Source organism: Salmonella bongori NCTC 12419 (assembly GCF_000252995.1).
Classification (GTDB): Bacteria; Pseudomonadota; Gammaproteobacteria; order Enterobacterales; family Enterobacteriaceae; genus Salmonella; species Salmonella bongori.
The window spans coordinates 1909840-1923291 of the sequence record NC_015761.1; the positions used below are offsets into that span (position 1 = coordinate 1909840).

12 protein-coding genes are annotated in these 13452 nt (G+C 53.9%); all 12 read right to left on the reverse strand.

What is annotated here, in order from left to right; translation table 11 throughout:
* Positions 1 to 184 precede the first annotated feature (184 nt).
* A complete protein-coding gene (flhE, locus tag SBG_RS09005; protein ID WP_001233633.1) occupies positions 185 to 577 on the reverse strand; it encodes a flagellar protein FlhE in 393 nt (130 codons plus the stop codon).
* Entirely contained in the window at positions 577 to 2655 is a 2079-nt protein-coding gene (gene flhA / locus SBG_RS09010) for a flagellar biosynthesis protein FlhA (protein ID WP_000002389.1), read from the reverse strand. The genes flhE and flhA overlap by 1 nt, the downstream gene beginning before the upstream one ends.
* On the reverse strand, positions 2648 to 3799 hold the full coding sequence (gene flhB, locus SBG_RS09015; RefSeq protein ID WP_000797092.1) for a flagellar biosynthesis protein FlhB: 1152 nt from the start codon (positions 3797 to 3799) through the stop codon (positions 2648 to 2650). Before flhB ends, flhA begins: the two co-directional genes overlap by 8 nt.
* Positions 3800 to 3992: 193 nt before the next feature.
* Positions 3993 to 4637, reverse strand: a complete 645-nt coding sequence (gene cheZ, locus SBG_RS09020) for a protein phosphatase CheZ (protein ID WP_000983588.1) — start codon at positions 4635 to 4637, stop codon at positions 3993 to 3995.
* Positions 4638 to 4647: 10 nt separating this feature from the next.
* The gene (gene cheY, locus SBG_RS09025) at positions 4648 to 5037 is read right to left on the reverse strand and encodes a chemotaxis response regulator CheY (RefSeq protein WP_000763861.1); all 390 of its coding nucleotides are present in this window, start codon (positions 5035 to 5037) and stop codon (positions 4648 to 4650) included.
* A 17-nt stretch (positions 5038 to 5054) separates the two neighbouring features.
* The gene (gene cheB, locus SBG_RS09030) at positions 5055 to 6104 is read right to left on the reverse strand and encodes a protein-glutamate methylesterase/protein glutamine deamidase (protein ID WP_000036396.1); all 1050 of its coding nucleotides are present in this window, start codon (positions 6102 to 6104) and stop codon (positions 5055 to 5057) included.
* Positions 6101 to 6967 (reverse strand): protein-glutamate O-methyltransferase CheR, encoded by an 867-nt coding sequence (gene cheR / locus SBG_RS09035; RefSeq protein ID WP_000204358.1) that lies wholly within the window; start codon positions 6965 to 6967, stop codon positions 6101 to 6103. The genes cheB and cheR overlap by 4 nt, the downstream gene beginning before the upstream one ends.
* A 164-nt stretch (positions 6968 to 7131) precedes the next feature.
* Positions 7132 to 8793: a methyl-accepting chemotaxis protein II gene (tar, locus tag SBG_RS09040; RefSeq protein WP_000483288.1), complete on the reverse strand. Its 1662-nt coding sequence runs from the start codon at positions 8791 to 8793 to the stop codon at positions 7132 to 7134.
* Between the two features lie 253 nt (positions 8794 to 9046).
* Positions 9047 to 9550, reverse strand: coding sequence for a chemotaxis protein CheW (cheW, locus tag SBG_RS09045; RefSeq protein ID WP_000147290.1), 504 nt, complete (start codon positions 9548 to 9550; stop codon positions 9047 to 9049).
* 20 nt (positions 9551 to 9570) lie between these two features.
* Positions 9571 to 11586 (reverse strand): chemotaxis protein CheA, encoded by a 2016-nt coding sequence (gene cheA, locus SBG_RS09050; protein WP_000061327.1) that lies wholly within the window; start codon positions 11584 to 11586, stop codon positions 9571 to 9573.
* Positions 11587 to 11590: 4 nt separating this feature from the next.
* The gene (gene motB, locus SBG_RS09055) at positions 11591 to 12520 is read right to left on the reverse strand and encodes a flagellar motor protein MotB (RefSeq protein WP_000795648.1); all 930 of its coding nucleotides are present in this window, start codon (positions 12518 to 12520) and stop codon (positions 11591 to 11593) included.
* Positions 12517 to 13404, reverse strand: coding sequence for a flagellar motor stator protein MotA (gene motA, locus SBG_RS09060; RefSeq protein WP_000906316.1), 888 nt, complete (start codon positions 13402 to 13404; stop codon positions 12517 to 12519). Before motA ends, motB begins: the two co-directional genes overlap by 4 nt.
* Between the last annotated feature and the right edge of the window lie 48 nt (positions 13405 to 13452).

The window sequence follows — 13452 nt, forward strand, 5'->3', positions numbered from 1 at the left end:
AAAAGCTAACTTCCGAGGAAACCTTTTTGTATTTGCCAGCGCCGGGCGAGAAATGGCAAAAACGCAAAGAGTCCGCTAACGCGCTTCACCGATTTATAAAACAGCGTTTCTATTTATTCAAAAGAAGAGGTCAAAAATGCGAGGCGGGCAGCAATATCCTGCTGCCCGGCGGAGTGGGAGGCAACTAGCGGTAGTTAACAATCACCTGATTGCTCCGCACGTTTAACGCGGGGATGAGACGACCGCCGCCGGGGATTTCCCAGACAAAGCGTAGCGGTTCAGCGGCAGGTACATTGGCAAAACCATGGGTGGTCCCACTTTGTCCATCCAGTTCTACGCAGCGGGACTGAGAACATAAACGCACCCGTAATCCCGCTGGCGTTGGACCATTTAGCTCATAGCGCCAGGCGACCAGCGTCATCAAACCTGAAACCGGCTGACGCGCCGCCAGCGGCGAGGACGATGCGGAAACCCCCCGGTAATTCAGGGTTACGCCCATGCCGCTGTCCTGCCATGCGCCTTCGCCTGCGGCCTGCACAGTCAGGGGAAAGAACAATAATGTTAACCACTTACGCATTATTTTCCTCCAATGGTCGCCGTCATGCGGATATGACGGTTATCGGAAAGCTCCAGGTTCGACAGCACCACCAACTGCGGTAAGCTGCGCCGTAAAAAGCGGGACAGCAGTGGGCGTAGTGCGTGGTTAACCAGCAGTACCGGCGGTGCGCCCAGCATTTCCTGACGCGAAAGCGCCTCTTGCGTCTGCGCCAACAGACGATCCGCCAGCCCCGGTTCAAGGCCGCCGCCTCCCTGTAACGCCTGCAGCAACAAACGTTCCAGCGCAGTATCCAGGCCAATCACCTGCACTTCTTCATTGCCGGGGAACCACTGTTGTGTAATGGCCCGTCCTAACGCTACGCGTACCACGGCAGTTAACTCATGCGGGTCGCTTTGTAACGGGGCATGTTCCGCCAGCGTTTCGAGAATGGTACGCATATCGCGAATTGGGACTTTTTCTGCCAGCAAGTTTTGCAGGACTTTATGTAAGGTCGTGAGGGTCACGACGCCGGGGACCAGGTCTTCAGTGAGCTTCGGCATCTCCTGAGAGACGCGATCTAACAATTGTTGCGCTTCCTGACGGCCAAACAACTCGGCGGCGAATTGACCAATTAAATGGTTAAGGTGCGTCGCCACGACGGTACTGGCTTCAACCACAGTAAAGCCCTGAATTTGCGCCTGTTCTTTCAGGGCGCTCTCAATCCAGATGGCATCAAGGCCAAAAGCTGGATCGACGGTTTTCTCGCCCGGCAGCGTCCCTGCCGCCGTACCGGGGTTAATGGCCAGCCAGCGTCCAGGATACGCATCCCCACTGCCAATCTCCACCCCTTTCATCAAAATACGGTAGCGCGCAGGCTGTAAATCCATATTGTCGCGAATATGGACCACCGGGGGCAGGAACCCCATATCCTGGGCGAATTTTTTACGAATGCTGCGAATACGTCCCAGTAATTCGCCATCCTGTTGAAAATCCACCATCGGGATCAGGCGGTAACCCACTTCCATTCCCAGTGAATCCTCAAGCTGTACGTCATTCCAGGTAGCTTCGACCACCGAGTTATTTTCCGGCATTTTTACCGGCTGCGGCTCCTCTGGCGCTTGTTGTTCACGCCCGCGTAGCCACCACGCCAGACCAAGTAAGGCGGCGGTAAAAAGTAAAAAGACAAGGTTAGGCATTCCTGGTACCAGGCCAAGTAACCCCAGTACCGCCGCCGCCAGCAGCATCACTCTTGGATTACTGAACAACTGGCCGACCATCTGCTCGCCGACATCCTGATCGGTACTGACGCGAGTCACGATGACGCCTGCCGCCGTGGAAATGACCAGCGCCGGGATCTGGGCGACCAGGCCGTCGCCAATGGTCAGCAGGGTGTAGCTTTCCGCCGCGCTGCCCATGCTCATTCCGTGCTGCAATACGCCTACCAGCAGCCCACCTACCACGTTAATAACCATGATGAGAATACCGGCGATGGCGTCGCCACGCACAAATTTACTCGCCCCGTCCATCGAGCCGTAAAAGTCAGCCTCCTGAGTCACTTCTGAACGCCGTTTTTTGGCCTCGTCTTCGCCAATCAGACCGGCATTCAGATCGGCGTCAATGGCCATTTGCTTACCGGGCATTCCGTCCAGTACAAAACGCGCGCCAACTTCCGCGATACGCCCGGCGCCTTTGGTGATGACCATGAAGTTGATAATAACGAGGATGATAAAGACTACAATCCCAATCGCGAAGTTACCGCCGACAAGGAAATGGCCGAACGCTTCGACCACCTTTCCCGCCGCCGCCGCGCCGGTATGCCCTTCCATCAAAATAATCCGCGTCGAAGCCACGTTAAGCGCCAGACGCAGCAACGTGGTAAATAACAGAATGGTCGGAAAGGCGGCAAAATCCAGCGTACGCTGGGTAAACATCGCCACCAGCAGCACCATGATTGATAGCGCAATATTAAAGGTAAACAGTAAGTCGAGGATAAAAGCGGGCAGCGGCAGCACCATCATCGACAAAATCAGCAGAATGAGGATCGGCCCGGCCAGAATTTGCCATTGCGTCGATTTCAGGTTGCTGGGCAGGCGCAGCATCGCGACCAGATTAGCCATCGGTAGTCTTCTCGTTCATAAAGTCCAGCGCTTCTGGCACTGGAAGGTTCTCAGGTTGTGGAGGACGTTGCCCGCCTGCGAGCCGCCAGCGTTTAAGCTGCCAGACCCAGGCCAACACTTCCGCCACAGCCGCGTATAGCTGTCCGGGAATTTGCTGGCCAATTTCCGCGTGGCGATATAATGCACGCGCCAGCGGCGGCGCTTCTAAAGTGGGAACCCGATGCTCAGCGCCAATCTCGCGAATACGCAGCGCTATCAGCCCGGCCCCTTTCGCGACCACTTTCGGCGCGCTCATTTTCTTTTCGTCATACTGTAACGCCACGGAGTAGTGCGTCGGGTTGGTGACAATGACATCCGCTTTCGGCACATCTTCCATCATGCGACGCTGCGCGGCGGCGCGCTGCATCTGGCGAATTTTACCTTTAACGTGTGGATCGCCTTCGCTCTCTTTAAATTCATCGCGAATATCCTGCCGCGACATACGCAATTTTTTCAGATGGCTAAAGATCTGGAAAAAAACGTCAAATCCCACCATTGGGATCACGCCCAGTACCACCAGTAAGGCGCAGAGTCCGACAAGATCCAGCGCGTTACCCATGGCGGTAATCGGCGACTCCGCCATCAAACGCATCATTTGCGGCCAGTAATGCCAGAGATAAAATCCGGTAACGCAACCTACCAGAGTGGATTTCAACACGGCTTTCAGTAGCTCCGCACCGGTCTGCGCTGAGAACATGCGCTTAATTCCCGGTAACGGGTTCAATTTAGAAAATTTAGGCTGCAATGACTTACCGCTGAAGATAAGACCGCCAAGCATGACAGGCGAGATAAGTGCCACCAGTACTACGCCTGTAATGAGCGGGAGTAGCGCCATCATCGCCGCTTTAATCAGCAAAATTATCTGCCCCAGGATAAGGTTAGGATCGTTCACCATACGGTGATCAAAGTGCAGGCCCGCTGAGAGCATTCCCGCCAGTTGCCGCGCCAACGACTCTCCGCCAAACCAGATAATGCAAACGCCCACCAGCAATATCAGCAGTGAGGTCAGTTCTCTGGATCGGGGGATCTGCCCTTCTTCCCGCGCTTTTTCAAGTCGGTGGGGTGTGGGGGCTTCTGTTTTGTCGTCGTCGCTCTCTTCTGCCACGCAGCAAACCCTGGATAGATGGATAAGCGAGAATGATGCCAGAACTGCCTTACGCCAATGGGCAGAGTAAGCGGTAAAAAAGGCGGGGTTTATGGCGTTAATAGCGATAGCCGGATACGAAACGAACGACATGTATCCGGCCTGGCTGAAAAGTTCAGACCCGGTAAGCGCAGCGCTCTCGGGTCAAAAAGCGTTAAAACCCAAGGCTATCCAGCAGGTCGTCGACCTGATCCTGACTGGCGACCACGCCGGCTTTCGAAGTATCTACCTGCGGACCGTTGAGCAAACTTTCGTTCTCGCGTTTTGGCCGCGCGCCCTGCTCCGGAATGTTTTCCAGCAACACCATGAGCAACTGGCGCTCAATCTCCTGAATGACATCCATCATGCGCTTGATCACCTGGCCGGTCAGGTCCTGGAAATCCTGCGCCATCATAATGTCCAGCAGTTGCGCGTTAGTAAAGCTGGTATGGCCCGGAACATCTTTGAGAAACTGGCGCGTATCTGTTACCAGTTCCCGGGCGTCGGAAAGCTCGATCGGATTTTCAAACCATTCGTCCCAACGTTGCGTCAGCGCTTTCGCCTCTTTTTCCATCGCATCCTGATGCGGTTGCGAGGCCTCTACGCTGTTTAGCGCACGCTCCGCCGCCTGCGCCGTCATCTGGACGACGTAGTCCAGACGATCGCGCGCATCAGGAATCGCCTCTGCCGCTTCGGCAATCGCCTGATCAAGCCCCAGCTCGCGCAAACTGTCACGCAGCATTCGGGTCAGACTGCCGATGCGCGCAATGATGTCTCCTGCTGATCCTTCATCAGCAGGCTTGATAGATGGTTGCATCATCATTGCATCCTCACATGCCCAGTTTCTCAAAGATTTTGTTTAGCTTCTCTTCCAGAGTCGCTGCCGTAAACGGTTTCACGACATAACCGCTGGCACCTGCCTGCGCGGCGGCAATGATATTCTCTTTCTTGGCTTCCGCTGTCACCATCAACACAGGTAGCGCCGACATGGCGCTATCGGCACGAATGGTTTTCAGCAGTTCCAGACCATCCATATTCGGCATGTTCCAGTCAGAGATAATGAAGCCAAAGCCGCCCGCCTGGAGCTTATTCAGCGCATCAACGCCATCTTCGGCCTCTTCCACATTGTTAAATCCCAGCTCTTTTAAGAGGTTGCGCACGATACGACGCATGGTCGAAAAATCATCCACAACCAAAAATTTAAGCTCTTTATCCGCCATAAAATACTACTCCTGGTTCAAATACGTATCGCCTGTCCGGCACTGATTTTCGCCAGCATCTGCTGGCTTACCTGGCTAAGATCGACCACTTCGCTTACGCCACCCATATTGATGGCCTCGCGCGGCATGCCGAACACCACACAACTTGCTTCGTTTTGCGCAATGGTCCAGGCGCCTGCCTGGTACATCGCTAACATTCCGGCGGCGCCATCGTTGCCCATCCCCGTAAGAATGACGCCTACAGCGTTGCGCCCCGCATGTTTCGCCACCGAGTGAAACAGCACATCCACGGAAGGCCGATGCCGGTTTACCGGCGGGCCATCATGAATTTTGATTTGATAATTCGCCCCACTGCGCGCCAACTCCATGTGTTTATCGCCGGGCGCAATATAGGCATGACCTGGCAATACGCGTTCGCCGTCTTCGGCCTCCTTGACGCTGATTTGACAGAGTTTATTAAGACGTTCAGCAAACGAACGGGTAAAGCCAGGCGGCATATGCTGCGTAATGATGACTGCCGGACTGGAAAGCGGCAGTGGTTGCAGCACATGGCGAATAGCTTCAGTACCGCCCGTCGAAGCGCCGATAGCGATCAGTTTTTCCGAACTGAGCAGCGGCCCAGCCTTTAAGGTTGCCGGGGCCGCTATCGGTTTATGCACGGCAATACGGGCCCGCGCGGCGGTTCGTACCTTCTCGGCGATCATTTCGCTATATGCCAACATACCCTCACGAATGCCGAGCTGTGGTTTGGTGACAAAATCGATGGCTCCCAGCTCCAGCGCCCGCAGCGTAACTTCAGATCCTTTACCGGTCAGCGAGGAGACCATCACCACCGGCATCGGGCGCAAGCGCATCAGTTTTTCAAGGAAATCGAGGCCGTCCATACGCGGCATCTCAACGTCCAGCGTCAATACGTCCGGATTAAATTTTTTGATGAGGTCTCTGGCGACTAGCGGGTCTGGCGCTGTTGCCACCATTTCCATATCACTATGGCTATTAATAATTTCAGTCATGATTTGGCGCATCAGCGCAGAATCATCAACCGACAATACCCTGATTTTACTCATGCTTTATCCTTACTTAGCGCATACACCGTCTGTCCGCGCAGGCTAAACTCGCGCACGAGGTTGCTAAAGTTTTCTGAGTGACCGGCAAACAACAGTCCGTCAGGTTTAAGGAGTGGAACAAAACGGCGCAGAATGTCCTGCTGTGTCGTTTTATCGAAATAAATCATGACATTACGGCAAAATATCGCGTCAAATGGCCCCGGTATGTTGTACTTCTTTTCCAACAAATTAAGACTGGAAAATTCAACATAATTGGCCAGTTCCTGCCGTACACGCACCAACCCCTCATGCGGCCCCGTACCACGCATGAAATAGCGCTGCAATTGCTGCGGCGATAACGTTTTCAGTTCGCTGAGCCGGTAAATACCGCTTCTCGCTTTTTCCAGCACTTCAGTATCAATATCGCTGGCGAACACTTTCCAGCGACCAGGGGCCATCCCCAACGCATCCGCCAGCGTAATCGCAATGCTGTAGGGTTCTTCTCCCGTCGATGCCGCTGCGCTCCAGACACGGTACTCACCGTGGCGACGGCGCGCATGTTCCGCCAGAATCGGGAAATGATGCGCCTCGCGAAAAAAAGCGGTCAGATTGGTAGTCAGAGAGTTGATAAAAGCCTGCCATTCAGCGCTGTTTTGGTTAGCCTCCAGCATACTGAGGTAACGGCCAAAATCATCCAGCCCCAGAGTACGCAACCGACGCACCAGGCGGTTATACACCATATCCCGCTTATGATCGGCCAGTACGATCCCCGCACGCTGGTAGATTAATTGACATATCCGACGAAAATGCGCGTCGGACAGCGCGAGGCGCTGTGTCATCTGTAACAATAATGACGTTTGCCCGGAGGGCAGAGATGATGTCATAGCGCCTTCTTAATCACTCACATTCAGAATACAACGGGCGCGCCCTGCGGCAACGCCATGCTTCCCGTATTACACATTTTTGCTTTTACATATCGCGAACCAGATGACAGGTATCGTCTGGTTCACAAATTCATTGATGACCGACGGCATCTGGCACACGTCGATCAGAACGTTTCCCAATTCGCATCATCCACGGTGGCTGGCGAACGCGGCGTGTTGCCAGGCTGAATGTCCGCTGACAGACGCGCCTCAGATTTGTTTGTCGCCAGCGGTCTCGACGCCAGACGGAAAGCGGATACCGCCATGGTTAAACGGCTGGCCTGCTCTTCCAGCGCGGCGGCTGCCGCCGCAGACTCCTGAACCAGTGAGGCGTTCTGCTGCGTTACGCGATCCATCTCGGAAACAGCCAGCGCCACCTGATCGATGCCCCGACTTTGCTCATCCGAAGCGGAAGCGATTTCGCCCATAATATCCGTCACGCGCGTTACGGCGTTGACGATATCGGTCATGGTTTCCCCGGCGCTTTCCACCAGCACAGAGCCGGTGTCGACACGCGAGACGGAATCTTCAATCAACGCTTTAATTTCTTTCGCCGCCTGGGCGCTGCGGCTGGCCAGATTACGTACCTCACCCGCCACAACGGCAAAACCACGTCCCTGCTCGCCTGCGCGCGCCGCTTCTACCGCTGCGTTCAGCGCCAGAATGTTGGTCTGAAAAGCAATGCCATCAATAACGCTGATAATGTCAGCAATTTTCTTCGAACTGTCGGCAATGTCATGCATGGTATTCACCACACCATCGACAACTTTGCCGCCATGACGGGCTGTGTCGGAGGCGCTTTGCGCCAGTTGTGAAGCCTGGCGGGCATTGTCGGCGTTTTGCTTCACGGTCGCCGTTAACTGTTCCATGCTGGCAGCCGTTTCTTCCAGAGCGGAAGCCTGTTGTTCGGTACGGGAAGAGAGATCGGTATTACCGGCGGCGATTTCACTGGTGCCCGAATAAATCGCATCTGAGCCTTCGCGAACCTGCGTCACGGTTTCAATCAGCGAACGCTGCATGTGATCGACCGTTCCCGCCAGTTCGCCGATTTCATTACGCCCGGATACCGTGAGCGTTTTCGTCAGATCGCCACTGGCAATTTCACGGATATGGGCAATGACGCGTCCCAGTGGAGTAAGCAACGCCTGGCGAATACCGTACCAAACCACCACTAAAATCAGCACCAGTACAACGGCAAGAATCCCCAGTTGCCATTGCGCAAAACGATAATCGTGAGCACTTTGATCAAAGGTCTGGCGGTACTGCTTTTCACTCGCCCGGGCATAGTTGCCCAACGCCTCGCCCAGTGCATTTTGCATTCCCTGGGTTGGCTGAGCGAAGTAGGCATCCATATTGCCGTTATCCAGGAACTGGATAAGTTCCGCTAATGCGGCGTGATAGCGTTGATATTTTTCATCAACGTTTGCGCTGGCCTCCACCATCGCTGGCAATGGGGCCATATTTTTGAAATTGGTATAGTGCGCCGCCGCCTGCGTGAGCGTTGTTTTTGCGTTTTGCAGTAAATCCGTTTTGGCGCTGCTCTGTTGATTAGCGGCGTCCATCATCATGCGCGCAGCGGAACGGCTCAGGTTTATGCGCGTTTGCAGCATTAAGTCCCATGTCGAGGTGAGTTCACTTTGCTGCTGGCGTAATTCGTTAGAAATAACAAAACTTTGCTGGTTATGTTGTAATGAAGAAAATAACAAACCACCGGAAACAAGCTGTAGCAGTGCGAAAACCCCCAGCACCATCATCAGCATTGTGACAACGCGGATACGGTTAAACATAAGGCACCTTCCTGATAACGAGTTATCAACGTTATCGGCACCCGTGGTGATAACTTTACATTTGCGAAAAGGAAAAACGTTACCTCAAAAGAAGGATATTGACCCCAACCGTAGCGTTACAGAGTGTGGCGGTGGCTAAAGTACATGAAGGATTACAGGATAAGGTGACGAAAGAGAGATGCCACAACCCGTGGACGCGTAACGGGAAAGATTGCCGGAAGGCACCATGCCCCCGGCGATGTTATTAATGTCATTACGCGACGTGTGACGCCGCGATATCGAGTAGCGCCATCTCTTCGCTGTTAAGCAGTTTTTCGATATTCACCAGAATCAGCATACGCTCGCCGAGCGCGCCCAACCCCGTCAAATATTCCGTTGACAAGGTCACTGCAAATTCTGGCGCCGGACGGATTTGTTCCGCCGTTAGCGACAGGACGTCAGACACGCCGTCCACCACAATCCCAACCACGCGTTGCCCCAGATTCAGTACGATCACTACCGTGTTATCATCATACTCCACGTCGCCTTCGCAGAATTTCACCCGCAGATCAACAATAGGCACAATCACGCCACGTAGATTAGTCACCCCTTTAATAAAGGCCGGCGTATTGGCGATACGCGTTACCTGGTCATAGCCGCGAATCTCCTGTACTTTCAGGATATCGATACCGTACTCCTCATCTCCCAGTGTAAACACCAGGAATTCCTGACCTGACGGCTCGCCGGCCAGTTTGCTTACATTACTCATACCGGTCATATTATTCCCTTCTCACTCAATCAGGCGGCTGTGATCGCCATACGTTGTTCGCGGTTTAACCCCTGCAATGCAGAAACATCAACAATCAGCGCAACGCTGCCATCGCCAAGGATTGTCGCGGCGGAAATGCCCGGAACCTTGCGATAGTTGCTTTCCAGATTTTTGACCACGACCTGGTGCTGGCCGATGAGCTGATCGACCAACAGCGCATAACGGCGTCCCGCACTTTGCAGGATCACGACAATTCCCTGTGTGGCTTCGGTTTTCGCACCTTCCACGTCAAATACTTTCCACAACTCGACCAGCGGCAAATACTCGCCGCGGACTTCCAGAACCCGTTCGCCGCCCGCCAGCGGATGAAGATCTTCTTCACGCGGCTGCAGCGACTCCATTACCGCGTTCAGCGGCAGAATAAAAACTTCCTCCGCCACGCGGACAGACATCCCATCAAGGATTGCCAGCGTTAGCGGCAGCAGGATACGAATAGTGGTCCCGGAGCCTTGTTTTGACTGGATCTCAACGTGGCCGCCCATCTCCTGGATGTTACGTTTCACCACATCCATACCCACGCCGCGGCCGGAAACGTCCGTCACCTGTTCCGCGGTCGAGAATCCCGGAGCGAAAATCAACATGCCCACTTCATCATCGGTCATGTTTTCATTAACTGCCATCCCCTGGGAAATCGCCTTCGCCAGGATACGCTCGCGGTTAAGCCCCGCGCCGTCATCGGTCACTTCAATACAAATATTGCCGCCCTGGTGTTCTGCCGAGAGGATCAGGTTGCCTACAACATTTTTCCCGGCTTCAAGCCGTTTTTCCGGCATTTCAATCCCGTGATCGAGGCTGTTGCGTACCAGGTGTGTCAACGGATCGATGATCCGTTCGATCAAGCTCTTATCAAGTTCCGTAGAACTTCCCACCAACGTCAACTCTACCTGTTTGCCCAGTTTGCCCGCCAGATCGCGAACCAGACGCGGAAAACGGCTGAAGACATACTCCATAGGCATCATACGAATCGACATTACCGACTCTTGCAAGTCGCGGGCGTTACGTTGTAACTGCCCCATACTGGTAATAAGATCGCCGTGGTTGACCGGATCCAGCTCATTAGAACGCTGAGCCAGCATTGACTGCGTGATCACCAACTCACCGACCAGGTTTATCAACTGATCTACCTTCTCTACCGCCACGCGAATACTGGTTGACTCACGTTCACGCGCGGGCTTTTCACGGCCAGCATGGTGGTCATGCGCCGCGCTTTTGGTACCAGGGGTAACCGACACCGGAGGCACTACCGGCGCCACATCGGTTTTCTCCTGCACCTGCGCTTTTTCAGCTGGCGCGGCGACAACTTTTTCAAAAGCGATCTGATCGGCTTCGATGACGAAACACAGTACCGCGACAATATCCTCTTCCGCGACGCTGCCATCCAGCGTCGCCGACAGTGAATCCGCCCCCTTGACGACATCTGTCAGGGTAGCCAGATTACCCAACTCTTCTTCAAGCAGATCGACCTCACTGGCTTTCAGCCGCGAAAGTACGATGCGCAGCTTACTCTCGTCACGAGGCATTTCGGCTACACTTCCCCCCTGTACCGCCGCGCTTAATGCCGCGGTTTCCACAACTGCCGGGGCAGTTTCGCCTTTAGCCTCAAGCGCCAGTTGCCGTAGCGCATTGCAGATATATTCGAAGCTTGCGGCATCCGGCTCTTCGGAGTTTTTATAGGCGTCGAGCTGTTCCTGCATAATATCTTTCGTTTCCAAAAACAGGTTGATAATGTCGGTATTGAGCTGCATTTCACCGCGTCGGGCTTCATCCAGCAGGTTTTCCATTAAATGCGTGGTTTCCTGCAGGATGGTGAAGCCGAATGTACCCGCGCCGCCTTTAATAGAATGCGCCGCGCGAAAAATGGCGTTCAGCTGTTCAGAGTCAGGGGACTCCGGCACCAAATCCAGCAGATGCTGCTCCATATCTGCCAACAGCTCGTCAGCTTCATCAAAAAATGTCTGATAAAAATCGCTAATATCCATGCTCACGCTATCACCTCGGTTCGGCTTGTGGCGATGTGGGTACGCTTGCCGGCGCAACTGCCGCAGGCTGTTGTAATACACTTACCGGCTCATTCTGGCTTTCAGCGTTTTCATGCAAAATGGCCTGTTCCGCCTGCTTGTTTAACACCAGCAAGCTTATACGACGGTTGACGGCGTCATCAGGGCCGCGATCGCTCAACCGCATTGTGGCGGCCATGCCAACCACCCGTAATACTTTGCCGTCGTCCAGTCCACCGGCAACCAGTTCGCGGCGAGAGGCATTGGCGCGGTCGGCAGATAATTCCCAGTTGCTATAGCCTTTTTCGCCGTTCGCATAGGGAAAATCATCAGTATGCCCTGCCAGGCTAATGCGATTAGGAATCCCGTTTAATACTGGCGCAATCGCGCGCAGGATATCGCGCATATACGGCTCAACCTCGGCGCTGCCAGTTTTAAACATCGGACGGTTCTGGCTATCGATAATCTGGATGCGCAACCCCTCCTGAACTAAATCGATTTTCAGATGCGGGCGTAACGCACGCAATTTGGGATCTGACTCAATCAGTTGATCCAGATCGCCACGCAATTTGTTTAACCGACTCTGCTCCATCCGTTTTTTCAGCTCGTCAATATTCGGTTGCTTTTCCACTTCACCTTGTTGTTGGGTGTAATCATCGCCGCCGCCGGGTATCGGACTCTCACTATTAGCAATCCTGTTTCCCCCCGTTACCGCGGTTGCCAGCGGTGTACGGAAATATTCGGCAATCTGAATTAATTCTTTAGGGCTGGAGATGGAGATCAGCCACATCACCAGAAAAAAAGCCATCATTGCCGTCATAAAATCGGCATAGGCAATTTTCCAGGAACCGTGCGCCCCGCCGCCGTGCGGTTTATGCTTGCGGCGTTTTACGACGACAATGGGGTGGGCCTGATTTTTCATGCTTCCTCAGTCGTCTGCTGCTGGTTTGGGTTTCTCACTGCGCGAACATGTTCTTCCAGCTCAATAAACGACGGTCTTTCGCTGGAATAGAGCGTTTTACGTCCAAACTCCACGGCAATTGGCGGTGCATAGCCGTTCAGATTAGAAAGCAGTGTGATTTTTACGCACTGCATCATCTTGGTGGTTTCGGCGCTCTTCTGGCGCAGAACGGTGGCCAGCGGTGAAATGAACCCATACGCCAACAGAATACCAAGGAACGTTCCGACCATCGCGTGGGCAATCAGCGCCCCCAGTTCGGCGGCCGGGCGATCGGCTGAAGCCAGCGCGTGAACCACGCCCATTACCGCCGCGACGATACCAAAGGCAGGCAGCGAATCGCCGACCATCGCCAGGCTGTTGGCAGGGACTTCCGACTCACTTTCATGGGTTTCAATCTCTTCATCCATCAATGCCTCAATTTCGAACGTGTTCATATTGCCGCTGATGATCAGACGCAGGTAATCGACAATAAAATCAAGCATGACCGCATCGGCCAGAATACGTGGATAACTGGCGAAGATTTCACTCTCTTTCGGATTTTCAATGTCGCGTTCAAGGGAGAACATACCCTGCTGGCGGGATTTGGCCATCAGGCGATAGAGCAGCGCCAGCAGATCCATGTACATGGTTTTCGTGTATTTCGAGCGACGAAACAACAGCGGGATCGCTTTCATGGTGCCTTTGATGGCTTTCCCGTTATTGCCAACAATGAATGCCCCTATCCCCGCGCCGCCAATGATGACCAATTCAGCGGGTTGATAGAGTGCCCCAAGGTGTCCGCCGGTCATGACATAACCGCCGAAAACTGTACCGATAACCACCAGGTAACCTAATAAGATAAGCACGACATCATCCTTCCGCTGTTGACTATGACAGGATGCGCAGTCGGGCAA

Coding starts and splice junctions, on each gene's coding strand:
- flhE (WP_001233633.1), bottom strand. CDS start 577: ATGCGTAAGTGGTTAACATTATTGTTCTTTCCCCTGACTGTGCAGGCC.
- flhA (WP_000002389.1), bottom strand. CDS start 2,655: ATGGCTAATCTGGTCGCGATGCTGCGCCTGCCCAGCAACCTGAAATCG.
- cheZ (WP_000983588.1), bottom strand. CDS start 4,637: ATGATGCAACCATCTATCAAGCCTGCTGATGAAGGATCAGCAGGAGAC.
- cheY (WP_000763861.1), bottom strand. CDS start 5,037: ATGGCGGATAAAGAGCTTAAATTTTTGGTTGTGGATGATTTTTCGACC.
- cheB (WP_000036396.1), bottom strand. CDS start 6,104: ATGAGTAAAATCAGGGTATTGTCGGTTGATGATTCTGCGCTGATGCGC.
- cheR (WP_000204358.1), bottom strand. CDS start 6,967: ATGACATCATCTCTGCCCTCCGGGCAAACGTCATTATTGTTACAGATG.
- tar (WP_000483288.1), bottom strand. CDS start 8,793: ATGTTTAACCGTATCCGCGTTGTCACAATGCTGATGATGGTGCTGGGG.
- cheW (WP_000147290.1), bottom strand. CDS start 9,550: ATGACCGGTATGAGTAATGTAAGCAAACTGGCCGGCGAGCCGTCAGGT.
- motB (WP_000795648.1), bottom strand. CDS start 12,520: ATGAAAAATCAGGCCCACCCCATTGTCGTCGTAAAACGCCGCAAGCAT.